Here is a 16586-nt window from a genome sequence, read left to right as displayed (position 1 = left end):
TCATCTTTTTTTATAATGAATTGCTCTTACAAACCAAATTCACCAGGAGTTAATGCAAGTGAATGACAGATATCACGAACAACGGCTTTCTCTTTGTCATCGAAATCCCCATCTGCTGCACCGATTGCACTACAAACTCCAACGATTACTCGTCCAACCTCTGGTTTACTACGGAATTTCGCAATCGCTTTTAGTGCTTCTTGTTTACCGATCATGGAATCAAATTCAAGGTTTCCAACAAAATGGTTAAAGCGATTGATGACGTCACTCATGTCAAATACTTTTAGTTCTTCACTACGGCTCATGTAGCCAGCCATTTTTTGTTTTTCATTTGAATCAACGGATCCATCCGCTGCAGCTACAAGTGCACAACCGGCAACCACGGCATCCATAAAGTCCTTGTTCTTAAATTTCTTTACTTGATCAGTCAGACCTTGCTTAGAATTTTGTAACCATGATTTGAATCCAACACTCATGTATGATTCCTCCATAATTTTAGTTTTTATTAACTTGTTATTTTACATTTTAAATTTAATATTTACTTTTAGCAAATTTTGTAGAAATTCGCCTTCAGTTTACAAAGAAAAATCGATGCCTACCATTTTATCAACCGGATCAAGTGGATCATTTCTTCTTGTTGCTGGGGGCTAATCTGCCAAGTAAGAATGTCACTTACAATTTTATCCATATTGGTGTATCCCTTAGCCAGTCCATTTAATCGTGCAGCCAAGGTCGCGTTGTTCAGATCTTCTTCGGTTGAAAAAAGGGTTCTCAACTTATCGATCGCGTCTGGGTACCGTTTCAAATAATATTTCTGATGTCGATCTTCAGCAGGGTAAAAAGTTTTATTAGCATCAACTTCAGTGTCAATTTTGCTATTTCCTTGTTGCTCTCGGTTAGTGAGAACATTGTGAATTACACTTTGCTGGTTGGAGTCACGATACAATACCATAGATTTGTACTGTCGGCCCTTGTAATCATTGATATTGAATGGGTTATGGTTGCTCCAGAACACATGTAGGAGGGTCTCTAAACTTATGTTGTCAGAGTCGAAAACGATTTCAACGGTCTCTGTGTGGTCGCCCATTTCCCTGTAGGTTGGATGATCTGTCGTACCTCCGGCGAAACCAACACGTGTTCGAACGACACCCGGTAGTTGTCCGAACAAAGCCTCAGGGCTCCAGAAGCAACCCATTCCAAGCGTAATCGTGTGATTGTTGCTGCTATTCATTACAGGCACCTCCAAATAAGTTAATCATAGCATGAATGGTTCAGATTGCTTTTATTCATGTAAGTGGTTCGCATACATGTCTAACACAAAAACGCTCATCCTTGCTCAACTGAGCAAGTGGATGTGCGTTCTTTGTCGTGTGAATAGGATCACCCTACCATGTGCGATCCTTATTAATTTCCATTTTCATCGCAAAGGATTTCTCAAGGTCGATTTCTAATTTATTGGCGAGATCACAAATGTTCCACACAATATCGTACATCTCGAGGCCGAGATTCTTTTTAATTTCTTCTTTGTTTGCGTGGTCCGGATGATAAGAAATATGCAGCAGCTCCTTGACCATCTCACCTACTTCGGTCACAAGATAAAGTGCTCTTTGTTCCACGGTAGACGACTCGAAGCCCTTCTCGATACTGAATTGTTTAATATGCTTTTGCATGTCAGATATCTGCATAGATGTGTTCCCCTTATTTTATAATGAGTGAAATGAAGTTGTAAGAATAAGTATAGAGATAAACGAGGAATTTTACAAAATGTAATTGTTTAATTATGGAACTATTGTAAATGATGGACGTCTAAGTGTAATAGAGCGGTTGTTAAATGCGAGACAGAGGGAGAGCCAATGTTGAAGATGAATCCATTATCCCAAAAGCAAGTGGTACTATTTCTTTTTGTACTCCTCATAGTTGGATGTACGAAGACGCAAATCATTAATAAGAATGAATATTTGGATATATACAAAGTAGCCTTCAAGACGATTTATGATCAAGAAACTAATTTTTATAATAATTCCAGGATGACTTATGTTGTAGTTAAAACAGATAATTTAGAACTCAACACGGATGAAAAATTGAATTTATTAAATTACGTAAAGCAAATCAGTAAAGTTGATGTGGAGGAAGGGGAGTATTCTGATATAGAGACCAATTTAGCGAAAAATAAATTTGGTGGTATGGCAATTGAATTAGCGAATATCATTTTCAAAACAGATGGAAAAGTAATCCTAACTAGCAGGAAGACGTTCCTAGGATCAATTCAACTAAGACAAACAATTGAGAAAAAAGATGACATTTGGCTTACAAGTATCACAGATAAAATAGTGAAATCAAAATGAGGGAGTTGGTGCTGGAATTTAGGGCACATTTCTAATGAGACGAGGAGACTGCATCGCGGCAGCTCCTCCTTTTTGCAAAAATACAGATTCACTCCAAAGGAAGGGGACGCGCGATGCATTTTCGTCAGTATGTATTCAGGTTAGTTTTTGTTACTGTAATGACAACTTTACTCGGATGCTCGAATCATGCCAGTCAGTCATATAATGTTACTGAAAGTCCAAGACTTACAAATGAAATACGAGCAATAACATTGTCTCAATTAAGGCAAATCAAAAAGGACATGTCATACAGAGAATTAATAAATACGCTAGGCAACACCAAAGATTTGGGATCTGGCATATTGATCTTTAGATATGAATACGAAAAGGGGAAATTCCTTGATATTAACATGTTTGAACATGATCTTGATGCAACAATTAATGAAGATATCTACCAGCACATTCAAGACGTCTTAAAGTCATAAAAATACATCGCTAGAGATCTGCTAAGACACAAAGTCTGATAGATAACGTTATGTTTCTGAAAATAATCGCGTAGAGATCTCTCTGATTTCATTCCTATAATAGACATGAATGAAATTTCATTGTACAAGGAGAGATGTTATGAGAGATAGGATGGCGAAATGGCTGGTTGTGTTCATGGTTTTGTTATTGGGGCTCCAGTCCAATTTGGGTATTGGCGTTCAAACCGCGTATGCAGAAGGTCAGACCTACGAAGCAGAAGCAGCTGTTAATATTTTAGGTGGAAACGCTTCAATAACCGAGTGTACCGGATGCTCCAGAGGTAAGAAGGTAGGCGGGCTCTATCAAGGAAGCTCGTTGCAATTTAACGGTATTACCGTAAACGAAGCTGGAAGCTACAAGATGTCGGTTTCTTATATATCCGGCGATCCTCGTTCGGTGAATATCCGTGTAAATGGAGGTAGCGCGGAAAATTACGATTTTCCCAAAACGATAGATTGGAGCACGGTTGGTACTTTCGATATCACGCTTCAACTGAATGCCGGTACGAATGCGATCGTATTTGACGATGGCAACTGGTATGCACCGGATATTGACAAAATCGTAATCAATCCTGCAGGTACGCATAATCCTGGAGATGGTGGTGGAGGTGACCCGCCCCCGGTATTCGCTCAAAATTACGAGGCGGAGTCTGCTGTCAATTTGCTAACAGGCAAAGCTTCCGTATCTAATTGCGGCTCATGTTCAGGAGGCAAGAAAGTCGGTAACATCTATCAAGGAAGCGCGTTACAATTCAATCAAATCCAAGTGAATGCTCCCGGTATCTACACGGTGAAGCTTTCTTATATTTCCGGAGATCCTAGGTCTGTACAAATCAGTGCGAACGGTGGGGCATCCGAGCTGTATGATCTGCCGAAAACGGCGGATTGGAATACAGTCGGCACATTCGATGTCGATCTTTCTTTACAGGCGGGAAGCAATACAATCATTTTGTCCGATGGCAATTCGTACTCCCCTGATATCGATAAGATCTCTATTTCTCCCAAAAGCTTAACTTATGAAGCAGAAGCTTCTACGAACACACTCGGTGGCAAAGCAAGTATTTCCAATTGCAGCAACTGTTCGGAAGGCAAGAAAGTCGGCAACTTATATCAAGGCAGCTCCCTGCAATTTAATGGGGTTGAAGTGGCTTCAACAGGGAATTATCAAGTAACCGTTTCTTATATATCTGGCGATCCTCGCTCTGTACAAGTCAGTGCAAATGGTGGATCTGCGGAGACGTATGATTTTCCCAAAACACCTGACTGGAACACAGTGAATACGTACGTGATTCCTTTGGCTTTAGTGGCTGGCAGCAATACAATCCAGTTCGCTGACGGTAACGGCTACTCCCCTGATCTGGATAAAATAGTCGTTGGCCCGAAGATTGTACAGAATCCTGGTGATGACGATAACGTCGACAGCAGTCTTGGCGTACCTGGCGAGTCGAAACAATACGGTGCCATCACCGTAACGCGTTATACGTATGGTGCGACTTTTTCGAACGGTGATACGACCATTACGTACCATACAGACAGCGGTATGGCAGATTATGCATGGAAGAATGCCAAAATTGTAAAGGGCGTTTACGGCAGCCTGCAATTGGATGAACTCATCACTAACAAAAGTTATCCACAGCATACCTTATCCGAAGCTGCGATCGTCCCTATTCATGACGGTTTTGGTACAGGTCTTCGTTTCACCGTCATTAACGAAGCACCTGGTAAACCTACGCTTCATCAAATCTATACCTTGTATGAAGGGAAGAACTTCTTCCTGACTCAGTTAAAAGCGGTAAATGCCGCATCCATGACGACGAATACCATAGCTCCTATCGTTGTGAACAATACGGGCGGTGTGGACATTGGCAGCTATGCGGATAACCGAGCCCTATTTGTTCCTTTTGATAATGATAATTGGATTCGATATAAGGCTCAATCGATCAACACATCGAACACAGGATATGAAGTAACGGCTATTTACAATAACGCGAATCGAAACGGACTTGTGATCGGTTCCGCTACGCATGATACGTGGAAGACGGGGATTTCCTGGAACGGCTCTAACAATAAATTGAATAACCTCACGGTGTATGGCGGAGCATCATCCAACATTACACACGACACCGTGCCCCACGGAAGCATTTCAGGTACGGAAGTAACATCACCAACGATGTTTGTAGGCTACTTTGCCGATTACCGTGACGGTCTTGAGGAATATGGACGTGCAAACGCCGTGTTTGCTCCGCCATTAAGCTTCCAGGGCTCTGTTGCCCAAGAAGTTCCGGTAGGCTGGAACAGTTGGGGAGCTTACGGCAGCGATCTCACTTACCAAGATGTGATCGATACGTCGAACTACTTCAAGGAGCACTTGCAAAATAAATCTTTTAACAACAAGGGATCACTCTACATTAACTTAGACTCCTATTGGGACAATTTAACGGATACTCAGCTGCACAATGCGGTGACAACCATTCATCAAAATGGTCAGCAAGCCGGTATATACTGGGGACCCTTCGTCTACTGGGGCACGAATATGAGTCAGACAGTTGAGGGGACGAACAATCAATATACATACGGCGATATCGTATTGAGGGATAGTACGGGGGAGATTTTACCTACGCTGGATGGCGCTTTTGCACTTGATCCAACTCATCCGGGCACGAAGGCACGAATGGATTACTTTTTGGGTAAATTTAAAGCGTTAGGCTTCACGTATATTAAATTGGATTTCTTGACGCACGGATCTTTGGAAGGAAAGCATGCCGATCCGACGGTGACCACCGGTATTCAAGCGTATAATCAAGGGATGGCGTATGTGAATCATGTCATTAATGGCAGCATGTTTATTAGCGAATCGATTGCACCGTTATTCCCGAGTCAATATGCGCACAGCCGTCGAATATCTTGTGATGTGTATGGCAAAATCAGTGAAACTGAGTACGAGCTGAACTCGCTCACTTATGGGTGGTGGCAGAATGGAACGATTTACCCTTACACTGACCCAGATCATATGTCATTGTCGAGGGCAAGTTCCATGGACGAGGCGCGCAGCAGAGTTAATTCTGCCGTTATTTCGGGCACTGTTTTCTTGAACTCGGATGATGTTCATAATGAGACGGCTCAAGCCTACATGAACGAATTATTGACCAACAAGGCAGTCAACCAAGTCGCTTTACTAGGTAAGGCTTTCCAAGCAGTGGAAGGGAATACGGGAGCGAATGCAGCCGAGACTTTCGTGCTGAACCACAATGGCACATACTACGTAGCTGTCTTCAATTACAGCGGAGCTTCCGCTTCGACGAAGTCCATCGATTTGGCGCGTGCTGGCTTGAATGGCGTCAGTAACTATCTGCGAACGGATCTATGGACAGGGGCCGAGGATAAGGTGAGCGGTATGCTGAACGTAACCCTGAAGCCCGCTGAGTCTAAACTATTTAAGCTTCAGATAGATACCGTGCCTCCTACGACAAACGTTATCTTGGACGGGATCAGCGGTTCCAACACGTTTACCAATAAAGATATCAAGATGACTTTCAGCGCAGTAGATCAACCGGGAGGCTCTGGCATACTGTTGACTGAATACCAGCTAAATGGCGGAAATTGGGTAACAGTTAATGGACCTGTGAGGCTTTCTACAGAAGGTGCTTACAGCATTCATTATCGTTCGAAGGATCGATACGGCAATGTCGAGGCAGCTAAGCAAGTGACAGCTGGCATCGATCGCACAGCACCCACTGTTCGAATCAACGGTCCATTAACCATATGGCAGACAGATCCTTTGAACCTGCCAGTTCAGATTACGGATTCGTTAAGCGGTACAGGTCATAGCACGATTCAACTGGATAAGAGAACCACGGGCAATCCAATTCAAGCTGCCCCTGCAACTCTAGCCGTTGGAAACCATCTCATCGAGATCATCGGAACGGATCTGGCCGGCAATGTAACGGCGAGTACGTATACGCTTCAGGTTCAGATCGATACCAATCATTTCTTGGATCTCATTAACATCGGTGTTGCGAATGGTGCTATCACCATTTCAGACAAAGGCAAGGAGTTGCTTGCCAAAGTGGATGCGATTATTCGCAGTCATAATAAAGAAGCGACTGTTCTGCAATTAAAGGCGCTGCGAATCTTTGTGCAAGTGGTAACCGTCGGTAAGAAGATCACCAAGGAATTCTCTGAGATCCTTATTGCTGACATCGATTACCTCATCCAAAAGGCAAGTAAATAGCGATGAGAAAAAGGGGCTCTCACAAGAGCCCCTTTTGTTTTACTATTCGCATTTTTCAATGATGCTTATGAATGAATACCGTGCAGAGGGATACGAATTTGCGCCTTCGTTCCGATTCCAAACTTACTGTACAGCATCACACCGTATTCATCGCCAAAGGCTAGTTTGATCCGCTGGTCAACATTCGTAATCCCATACCCCGAGATGTTATCGGTTTTATTGAGAGCACGTTCCAGTGTTTCGGCACGCATACCCATTCCGTCATCGATCACTTCCAGATAAATATCGCAATCATCTCTGTATACTTTAATGATAATATTAAGGCCGACTTCATCGTCCCACACAGCATGATTGATGGCATTTTCGACAAATGGCTGTAAGGCTAGCTTGACTGTCTGATAAACCAGTACAGAATCATCAATATCATAATGGAGTCTTAGCAGTCCCTCAAACCTATGCTGTTGGATGGCGATGTAATATTTGGTGAGTTTGATTTCTTCACTAATGGGCAAAATCATTTTTCCTTTATTTAATGAAATTCGGTAAAACTTAGCGAGGTGTGAGACCATTTCGTTAATTCTGTTATCCCCATGCTTAATAGCTAATGAGGAGATAGAAGCTAACGTGTTATATAAAAAATGCGGATTGATTTGTGCTTGCAGCATGTTCATTTCCGCTTCTTTCTTGGCAATTTCCTTCTTGTAGACCTCATTGATTAATACTTTGAGGCGTCCTGTCATCTTGTGGAAGGCAAAGGATAGCTGTCCAATTTCGTCATGCCCCATAAATGTCATATTGACATTAAAATCTTCCCGTTCAACCCGCCGGATGACTTGAAGCAGGGATTCAATACGTTTGGTGAAGAACCGTGAGGTGATATAAATTAAAACCACGGAGATCGCTATACTGCTCAAAGCCATGAGTAAAACGCGTTTGGATGCTTTTTGAGTATTCGTCATAAAGCTCTTGTAGGGGATAACGGAAATCGTTTTCCAGCCATTTTTAATCGTGTTGTACACGACGAGCGACTTCTCACCATTGTACATGCTGTCGAAGCTTCCGGATTGCTTCTCACCGAAGTTACCGGGGATTAAGGTGTTGATATTTTGATTCAGAAGTGCTTTATTACGGTTGGATAAAATATTGCCTTTCTCATTGACGATATAAATATCTTTTTGTTTATCTTCTTTCTCCATGAGCCGATAAATGTCCGCTTCGGCAATTTCGAACGTAAGAATACCGTAAGGAAAGTTAAGGCTGTTGTTATTGAGCAATCGCGCCAACGTGAAGACAGGCTCAGTGGCATCTGTATTTGCGGAAACGCTGTAAGTCACATTACCATGAGAATTGGCGATAGATGCGTACCAATTGGTTGCTTTGGCTGCAGCATCGATTCGTTTAATATATACGCTATCCGCAGGAAATGTGGTATTGCTTATGTAGATGGATGCCGCCCGAATATCGGGATTCGTTGCTAATACATTTTTCATTACATTATTAAAGTACATGTAGGAATCCAAGTACTCTGTTTCATCATCAGAGTAATCTTTGATTAATAGCAGACGCAACGTATTATCCAAATAAATGGAAGCCGATATTTTCGAATAGGAATCCAGCTTCGTTTCTAAGTTTGTGTTAATTTGATCGGTCGTTGCAATCATATTGGCGTAGATTTGTGTTGTTAACTCCTGTTTGGTCGTGTCATAGGAATATTTGACGAAAAACAATAAAGGTAAGATTGAAACGATACAAAAGACGGCGAATAACTTACGATTCAAATTGAGATTAAGAAACGTTTTAGCTGCAAATCCGAGTGGCCATGGCAATCGTCGCTGCTTCATAACAGTTTTTTCCTGTATTCATTTGGGGTCGTTCCTTTAAACTTTTGAAACACAGCGCAGAAATAAGAGACGTTCTCGTATCCCACGGATGCGGCAATCTCATGGATTTTTTTGGATTTATCTTTGAGCAGCTCTCCTGCATGATGTATGCGTATACGCGTCAAATATTCCAGTATCGTTTCTCCCGTTTTTTCCTTAAATAAAGTTCGCACATAATTGGGTGACAGATACACTTGTTTCGCGAGATCCTCGATGGTCAACTGTCTGCTGAAGCTGTTGTCGATAAGACTAGTGATTTGATGAATAATATGAAGATTCTTATCTTTGTCCTTTTCTTTCATAAGGGAGAGGATGGCATGACAGACACCCAAAATGTGATTTTCAATTTCATTAATGGTTGAATAATTCGCGATGCCTTTCCAATCGTCGACATACATGGCATTCACAGAGTCGCCCCCGATAATATTGGTAAAATGCTGTTCAATGGCGGTAATAAGGCGCAGTGAGCTTGAGCAGACCAGGTCCCGATCGACTTTGGAGGAGCGCATTTCGTTAAAGAAATCATGAATCACGGTACTGGCAGCAGCTTCTTGTAAGTGGGAAATGGCATGACAAAGTGAAGCAATTGCCTGTTCGGGGTTCACTTCTTTGTACACCGGCTCGACAGCTTGATCAGCCCTTGTACACGTCCCCAAGCCGTAATAAAATTTGCTTTCATTCGCTCGTCTGGCGCCGACATATAGTTCGTATAGGCTATCTAAGCCCATCTGAACGTCGGAAATGCCGATTGAAATAATTGCGTTATTGCTGTCGTTGATATAGCGAATCAATTGTTCCGCCGCATGGTATAGCTCGAGTGGTGCTGTATCTTGCTTGTGGCAGAGAAGGAGAAAGGTTCCTTCTTTCATTTGACAGAGAAAGGAACGAGGGATCTCCGCCTGTGTGAATTTACGGATCTGTGTTACGAGCTCTAAGCCGTAATGGCTAACAGGGTCAACAGTTAGGTAGATCATTTGAAAAAGTCCGCTTGAAGGGATTGAAGATGGCAGCAAGACTAGCTTCTCAATCCATTGGGATCTAACCAGAGGACTACTTTCCTGCACGAGCTCCCTCAGATAGGATTCTTTGAGTACTTCTGAAGTCTGTGAGGATATTCGGAACTCCTCGCACTTCTGTTTCACTCTCTCCATTAGGAGTTGAAGCTCTCCCATATCAAGTGGCTTTAACAAATAGCCGATCGCTTCAACGGAAAGCGCTGCTTTAATATAGTGAAATTCATCGTGACCACTTAGAAATATGATTTGGACGTTACGATTGATCTGCTTGGCTCGTCTGCTGAATTCCAGTCCGTCCATAATAGGCATACGGACATCCGTTAATATGATATCAGGACGAAGTTCTTCCATGCGCTGAAGCGCTTCTCTACCGTTCTTGGCTGTGCCAGCGACACGAATACCCATATCACCCCAACGAACGTAATCAGCGAGCATTTCGAGCTCCATTTTTTCATCGTCTACCAGCAGTATGCTGTACATTGAGAGCGCTACCACCTTTCTAAACGCCAGTTATAACCCCATTTATTGTAAAACGTATAGCTCAAATAAACAATGACCTAACCCAAGGATCGTTCATTTGGAATACGTTTCGGAGGATGTTTGTATAGAATTGTGTATGGCCCGTTCCTATAATGAGAATATACAAAATGATTATGGTTGTGATCGAGCGGCATTAGCCGTCGCAGCCTGGAAAAGGCGGGTTAACCACATGGAAGCGCGACTCAGAAGGATGAAGAGCCAAAAATACTTATACTTAATGATCCTGCCGGCTTTCATCTCTACCCTATTCTTCTCGTATGGTCCGATGTTCGGCTTATACATGGCGTTTATCAATTACTCGCCCGGTGGAGGTTCATTTTTTCATCAGTTTTTTACAAGTAAGTTTGTCGGTTTCGAGTGGTTTCGGTACTTCTTTAGCAGCGGTGACTTCTATATCATTATGCGAAATACGATTGCGCAAAGCTTCTTATCCCTGTTAATCGGATTTCCGGCTCCTATTCTACTGGCGTTAATGATTAATGAAGTGAAGACGGGTTTATTCAAAAAAGTGATGCAAACGGTATCCTACTTACCTCACTTTATTTCTTGGGTCATAGCAGCAAACATCATCATAACACTGCTATCTTCACAAGGGCTAATTAATAAATTATTGATGCTTCTGCACTTTACAGAGCAACCCGTGCAATTTTTCCAAAATGGTCATTATTTCTGGGGAATCATTGCTGTCTCGAATATGTGGAAGGACATGGGATTTAATGCAATCATGTATTTGGCCGCAATAGCCGCTATTAATCCCGAACTATATGAAGCAGCCAGAGTGGATGGGGCTAGTCGCATGCGCCAAATGTTCCACGTAACACTTCCATCTTTGCGCCCTACGATTGTCATTCTAGCTATATTGTCAATTGGGGGGATTTTGAACGCAGGGTTCGACCAGCAGTATTTATTACAAAATAACACGATCTTGAAATATTCGGATGTTATTGATACGTATACGTACCGTTACGGATTGCAGAATGGCATGTTTTCTTATGGAGCTGCTGTAGGGTTGTTTAAATCAGTCATTGCCTTTATCCTCGTCGTTAGCGTCAATTCGTTCTCCAAGCGAATGAATCAGCAATCTTTGTTCTAACTAAGAAAAGATAGGAATGGGTGGGTTTAAATGAGAACAAAATCGAGAGGCGATTTTTTCTTCGCTTGGTTCGTATATGGGTTCCTCTTACTGATGTTTATCGCAACGTTCTACCCCTTCTGGAACATTCTTGTACTCTCTCTAAACAGTGCGGAGGATACAATCCGGGGCGGTGTGTATTTCTGGCCAAGAGATTTTTCACTAACAAGCTATGCACAGATTTTGGGCGATCAGGAAATTATTAATGGGCTCAAAGTGACGATTGCACGCACGTTGATCGGCACGCCTCTCGCGGTTCTGGTCATCTGTCTGCTTTCTTATCCGCTCAGTAAACGTGATCTAGTTGGTGGGAGACCCATCACGTTGTTCTTCATATTCACGATGTACTTCGGCGGGGGCTTAATTCCTTACTATATGATTTTGAAAAGTTTGCACCTTATTGATACCTTCTGGGTGTACATTGCACCAGGGCTTATGAACGTATTCTATATGATATTGGTACGTACATTTATTCAACAACTTCCTGGGGAGTTAGATGAATCAGCGAAAATAGACGGTGCAAACGATCTGCAGATCTTCGTGATGATCATTTTGCCGTTAACAACACCAGTGCTTGCAACAATAGGTTTGTTTACAGCGATTGGTCACTGGAATTCTTGGTTCGACTCCTATGTATTTACGTATAAGCCCGAATTAAAGACCTTACAGGCGGTGCTGGTCAAAATATTGAATCAGTATCAGACATCTTCTATGGTGTCCGATGCACAGCAAATGGCAGATTCTGCCAAACGCCTCGCTGTATCATCGGATTCAATCCGCATGGCGGCAACGATCGTCGCAACACTCCCGATTGTTATCGTGTATCCCTTCCTGCAAAAGTATTTTGTCAAAGGGATGACGGTTGGCGCTGTTAAAGCCTAAATCCCATTCTCATTTCTGAAAGGTGGTGGTTGGGAACGCATTCGTATTAATGAGGACGATATTCTAGTAAGTTATGTATGCAGATATGTTTTAAATACATTCAGTCAAGGGGGATTTAATTTCATGTTCAATACGAAAAAAACGTTCAACGTGCTGATTTCAGCGGTTCTTATGGGTTCCGTCATCGCTGGTTGTACGACCAAAGAAAATACGGCTTCAACAAGTGTTAAACCAGCAGCTACAACCGATAACAAAGCAAACGATACGACACCGATAAAGATGACTTTTTTCGATAAAAATACAGGCGATGCGTTTACCAATGAAGTTGCTAAGGAAATTACGAAACGGACGGGCGTTACGATTGAAATTCAGCAGCCAACGGGCAATCCTTCCGAAAAGCTGAATCTGATGCTCGCCAGCAGTGATTTGCCGGATCTAGTCCTCATGGACCGTGGAGATATTGTTAGTAAGTACATCGCCGCAGGGGCGATTATTCCACTGGATGATCTCATTGCGAAATATGGTCCTAACGTGCAGAAAATGTATGGGGACACTTTAAAGAAGACGCGGTTTACGGACGGAAAAAACTACTATCTTTCTAACTGGTACGGTCCAGAAAATGAGCCTGTATTCGGCATCAATATGCGGAAGGATTGGCTGAAACAGATTGCGCCAGACAAAGCAGAAGGCGGCAAGCCGTTTACGACCGATGAATTCGAGACTCTGCTGAAAGATTTTAAAACAAAGCTTGGTAAGGTGGATGGCAAAGACGTGTTCCCGATGAGCTTCAACGGTGAAAACATGGGCGCTGTACTCGGAACGTTTAAAGGCATGTGGGGAATGAGAGTATACTACGAAGATAATGGAACACTGAAATACGATGTGAAGGACCCGAAATATAAGGACATGCTGATGTATATTAACAAGTTGTACCGTGAAGGTTTAATCGATCCGGAATGGCCTGTTAACAAGAAACAAACGTGGGAGCAAAAAATTTCCAAAGGTCTCGTATTTGCATCACCTGGCGCTTATTGGGATTTCGGTACGCCTAACGGTGTGCTGAAAAAAGAAGGCGGCATTGAGAAGCAGGTTTACCCGTATAAAATTGTGGGACCAGGCGTTGACCCTGCAAAAACAACCTTAGGGCCAAAAAGCTCGCTTGGTTGGGATGCAATTGCAATTACAAAGACGAATAAAAACCCTGAAAGAACGATGAAACTCATTGACTTCCTAGCTAGCGAAGAAGGCCAATACCTTCTCATGTGGGGAATTGAGGGTGTGCACTGGGATCAGAAGGATGGCAAGCATACACCGCGTCCGGAAGTACTTCAAGGTTTCAAAGATGATTGGGATAACTACGCGAAGAAAACAGGTATCCGCAAATGGACTTGGTTCGTGAAGAACGGTAAAGGCTCCGATGGTACGCCGTATGATTTGCCGGGACGTTATTCACGTAACGAGATCGACCAGATGGCACTGAAGAATTTGTCCGATACGGTATGGGAAACAGCGGCTTATGATAATCTTGGCCCTGCAGGCGGTACCCCGGATGCGCTCGTCAGCCAGAAAATTTCAGATATTATGAGTCAGACCATTACGAAAGTAATCATTTCCAAGACGGAAGCGGATGCAGCTTCTCTGTTCGATAAAATGCTTGCCGATATGAAGGCAGCCGGAGATGAGAAAGTGGAGAAAATCATAAACGATAATTACAAGAAACGCATGGATCTTTGGAAATAAGAGAGGGATTAGGAAGCCGTGGGATTGCTCCGGCTTCCTTCTTCATATACAAAAGCGTGAAGGAGCGGGCAAAGATGAGATCTAGTACGGTATTGTTTCAAGAGTTGGACGGGCAAGTCGTTGGCGGAAATGGGTTGTGCCGAATAATCGTCGATCTGTCCAGCGGATTAGTCAATTATGAATGGGTCTCAGGCAGCAGCTTGAGTGGGGCTTATAGTGTTGTGAGGATCGATGGCACCGATGTGGCTTCGACCGATTACTCGGAGCACAAATTAGCGGCTAGCGGAATTCAAGCAATCCATGACGAGTTTGGCACAGGCTGCCGCTTCTCTGTCATTCATACTGCTCCGTTAAAGCCGGTTATGAAGCAGACGTTCTGGCTTTATGAAAAAGCGCCATACTTTTTCGTTCAGGTCGAGCTGAAAGGCGAAGCTTTGGAGACGAATTATATGTCACCATTGACGGTGGATGCTGCGAAGGGATCTTCGGTTGTTTCGTTGGCGGCTGAGGAACTGCGCGCGTTGTTGGTACCTTTTGATAACGATAAGTGGGTACGTTATGAATCCATCGCCATGCCGAATCAGCTGGAAAGCTATGAGGTGACGGCTATTTTTGACCCGACATCAAGAAATGGTTTAGTCGTCGGTTCGGTGACACATGATACGTGGAAAACGGGTCTGAAAGTAGTCGGTTATGAGGGAGCTGCCATTCACCGTCTGGAGGTATTCGGAGGCGCAGCTGGCGAGTATACTCGCGATTCCATGCCTCACGGTACGTTAGTTGGCAGAACGATTACTTCACCGCGTATCTTTGTGGGCATGTATGAGGATTATAGAACAGGACTAGAGGAATATGGAAAGACTAATGCGCTGATAGCCCCACCTCTACAATGGGAACACGGTACTCCTTTTGGATGGAATAGCTGGTCGGCGGCCGGGGATAAGCTCGATTATGAGTTGTACACCCATACGTCGGATTTTTTAAAAAGCTTGTCGGATTGCGGGTTTCATCATCAGGGGACGGTCTATATCAACTTCGATTCCTTCTGGACGAACTTATCGCAAGAGCAGCTCGAAGCGTCCGTGCTTCACGTTCGTGACAATGGACAGAAGGCTGGCATTTATTGGACACCTTTTGCCTTCTGGGGGAAGGATTATGATCGGTTTGTGGAAGGGACCGATGGCAAATATACCTACAGAGATCTACTGTTGCGCGATGAACAGGGACAAATTCTACCCGAGCTGGATGGCGGGCTTGCCATTGATCCTACCCACCCTGGCAATCTGTTGCGGACGGAGTGGTATCTGGAACGTTTTGTCAGGTGGGGATTCGAATACATTAAACTCGACTTTCTTGGACACGGTGCTTTGGAAGGTGTGCATTTTGATAAAGCGGTGCGTACTGGAATTCAAGCGTATAACCTTGGCATGGGGTTGATTAAAGATAGACTTGACCCTAAGGTAATTGGTCGTCCGTTCTTTATCAACTTGTCCATCGCGCCGATGTTTCCCCATCAATACGCGCATAGCAGGCGCATTTCCTGCGACGCTTTCGGTACACTGAAAGATACGGAGTATATGTTGAATTCACTCACCTATGGCTGGTGGATGAATGGAAATTTATTTCCATTTAATGATCCGGACCATACGGTTCTATATAAAAGCTTTAACCAAGAACCTACGATGGTACAAGAAAGTAGGAGCCGTCTGAACGCGACGCTCATTGCCGGGACAGTTCTTCTCATGGGGGATGATTTCCGACATGAGGAAGCAAGAATTAGGGCAGAGGATTGTTTGACTCGTCCTGAGTTACTGGAAATTGCGAAAACAGGGGAAAGTTTTATACCGCTTGAGGGGAATACGGATGCGGCTTCTGACACTGTTTTTTTCAAAATGTCAGGAGACAACTGTTTCATAGCCGTATTCAACTTTAATAAAGAAGAAACCGTTGAGACAGTCATACACATTGATCGATTAGGCCTGCCTCGTGACGTGACTTATTCGCTGCATGATTTATGGGAGGAAAGTGTTATACCGTCAACTGGTGATATCCGAGTTCGTTTGGAACCGGCGGAGTCGAAAATATTGAAGCTGGTATTTTAGTGTGGGGATCCAAGGCTAAGGTTGAGAAGCGTAACTCGATATTATCGAGTTACGCTTTTTTTTATTGCCTTGGATGTTATGCGTAACTCGAAAAAATCGAGTTAGCGTGCTGGAAAAGGAGTGATAGGCAGGCGTAACTCGAAAAAATCGAGTTACAGTGCTGCAAAAGCTGAGGTTGTTACGCGTAACTCGAAAAAATCGAGTTACAGTACTGC

The 16586-nt window shown here is 43.4% G+C and carries 11 protein-coding genes; 6 read left to right on the top strand and 5 right to left on the bottom strand.

The window, feature by feature from the left end:
• Positions 1 to 26: 26 nt before the first annotated feature.
• The 3 genes from AC58QM_RS10115 to AC58QM_RS10105 all read right to left on the bottom strand — a co-directional run bounded on the left by AC58QM_RS10115 (position 27) and on the right by AC58QM_RS10105 (position 1685).
• On the bottom strand, positions 27 to 476 hold the full coding sequence (locus AC58QM_RS10115; RefSeq protein ID WP_497283526.1) for a tellurite resistance TerB family protein: 450 nt from the start codon (positions 474 to 476) through the stop codon (positions 27 to 29).
• A 119-nt stretch (positions 477 to 595) separates the two neighbouring features.
• Entirely contained in the window at positions 596 to 1231 is a 636-nt protein-coding gene (msrA, locus tag AC58QM_RS10110; protein ID WP_497283525.1) for a peptide-methionine (S)-S-oxide reductase MsrA, read from the bottom strand.
• 154 nt (positions 1232 to 1385) lie between these two features.
• On the bottom strand, positions 1386 to 1685 hold the full coding sequence (locus AC58QM_RS10105) for a MazG nucleotide pyrophosphohydrolase domain-containing protein (protein WP_497283524.1): 300 nt from the start codon (positions 1683 to 1685) through the stop codon (positions 1386 to 1388).
• A gap of 168 nt (positions 1686 to 1853) precedes the next feature.
• On the opposite strand from AC58QM_RS10105, the gene AC58QM_RS10100 reads away from it, so the two are divergent.
• Positions 1854 to 2345, top strand: a complete 492-nt coding sequence (locus AC58QM_RS10100) for a hypothetical protein (protein ID WP_497283522.1) — start codon at positions 1854 to 1856, stop codon at positions 2343 to 2345.
• A gap of 603 nt (positions 2346 to 2948) precedes the next feature.
• A complete protein-coding gene (locus AC58QM_RS10095; protein WP_497283520.1) occupies positions 2949 to 7079 on the top strand; it encodes a carbohydrate-binding protein in 4131 nt (1376 codons plus the stop codon).
• Between the two features lie 65 nt (positions 7080 to 7144).
• On the opposite strand, the gene AC58QM_RS10090 is transcribed toward AC58QM_RS10095, so the two are convergent.
• Both AC58QM_RS10090 and AC58QM_RS10085 read right to left on the bottom strand, forming a co-directional pair.
• Complete coding sequence (locus tag AC58QM_RS10090) at positions 7145 to 8920, bottom strand: cache domain-containing sensor histidine kinase (RefSeq protein WP_497283518.1); 1776 nt, start codon at positions 8918 to 8920, stop codon at positions 7145 to 7147.
• Entirely contained in the window at positions 8917 to 10455 is a 1539-nt protein-coding gene (locus tag AC58QM_RS10085) for a response regulator transcription factor (protein WP_497283517.1), read from the bottom strand. Before AC58QM_RS10085 ends, AC58QM_RS10090 begins: the two co-directional genes overlap by 4 nt.
• 229 nt (positions 10456 to 10684) lie before the next feature.
• Between AC58QM_RS10085 and AC58QM_RS10080 the strand changes: the two genes are divergently transcribed.
• From AC58QM_RS10080 to AC58QM_RS10065, 4 genes are all read left to right on the top strand, one after another.
• Entirely contained in the window at positions 10685 to 11608 is a 924-nt protein-coding gene (locus AC58QM_RS10080; RefSeq protein WP_497283515.1) for an ABC transporter permease, read from the top strand.
• A gap of 30 nt (positions 11609 to 11638) precedes the next feature.
• On the top strand, positions 11639 to 12529 hold the full coding sequence (locus AC58QM_RS10075) for a carbohydrate ABC transporter permease (protein WP_497283513.1): 891 nt from the start codon (positions 11639 to 11641) through the stop codon (positions 12527 to 12529).
• 123 nt (positions 12530 to 12652) lie between these two features.
• Complete coding sequence (locus AC58QM_RS10070) at positions 12653 to 14269, top strand: extracellular solute-binding protein (RefSeq protein ID WP_497283511.1); 1617 nt, start codon at positions 12653 to 12655, stop codon at positions 14267 to 14269.
• A gap of 74 nt (positions 14270 to 14343) precedes the next feature.
• A complete protein-coding gene (locus tag AC58QM_RS10065; protein ID WP_497283510.1) occupies positions 14344 to 16371 on the top strand; it encodes an alpha-galactosidase in 2028 nt (675 codons plus the stop codon).
• The last annotated feature ends 215 nt before the right edge of the window (positions 16372 to 16586 follow it).

It is taken from the genome of Paenibacillus sp. J22P165, assembly GCF_059692015.1.
Note: the sequence above shows the minus strand (reverse complement) of the source record. Positions and strands in the feature narration are given on the sequence as shown.

What these genes read in the sequence shown, in the direction of transcription:
- AC58QM_RS10070 (WP_497283511.1), top strand. Translation starts at nt 12,653, where the DNA reads ATGTTCAATACGAAAAAAACGTTCAACGTGCTGATTTCAGCGGTTCTT.
- AC58QM_RS10105 (WP_497283524.1), bottom strand. Translation starts at nt 1,685, where the DNA reads ATGCAGATATCTGACATGCAAAAGCATATTAAACAATTCAGTATCGAG.
- AC58QM_RS10075 (WP_497283513.1), top strand. Translation starts at nt 11,639, where the DNA reads ATGAGAACAAAATCGAGAGGCGATTTTTTCTTCGCTTGGTTCGTATAT.
- AC58QM_RS10095 (WP_497283520.1), top strand. Translation starts at nt 2,949, where the DNA reads ATGAGAGATAGGATGGCGAAATGGCTGGTTGTGTTCATGGTTTTGTTA.
- AC58QM_RS10115 (WP_497283526.1), bottom strand. Translation starts at nt 476, where the DNA reads ATGAGTGTTGGATTCAAATCATGGTTACAAAATTCTAAGCAAGGTCTG.
- AC58QM_RS10090 (WP_497283518.1), bottom strand. Translation starts at nt 8,920, where the DNA reads ATGAAGCAGCGACGATTGCCATGGCCACTCGGATTTGCAGCTAAAACG.
- AC58QM_RS10065 (WP_497283510.1), top strand. Translation starts at nt 14,344, where the DNA reads ATGAGATCTAGTACGGTATTGTTTCAAGAGTTGGACGGGCAAGTCGTT.
- AC58QM_RS10100 (WP_497283522.1), top strand. Translation starts at nt 1,854, where the DNA reads ATGTTGAAGATGAATCCATTATCCCAAAAGCAAGTGGTACTATTTCTT.
- AC58QM_RS10085 (WP_497283517.1), bottom strand. Translation starts at nt 10,455, where the DNA reads ATGTACAGCATACTGCTGGTAGACGATGAAAAAATGGAGCTCGAAATG.
- msrA (WP_497283525.1), bottom strand. Translation starts at nt 1,231, where the DNA reads ATGAATAGCAGCAACAATCACACGATTACGCTTGGAATGGGTTGCTTC.
- AC58QM_RS10080 (WP_497283515.1), top strand. Translation starts at nt 10,685, where the DNA reads ATGGAAGCGCGACTCAGAAGGATGAAGAGCCAAAAATACTTATACTTA.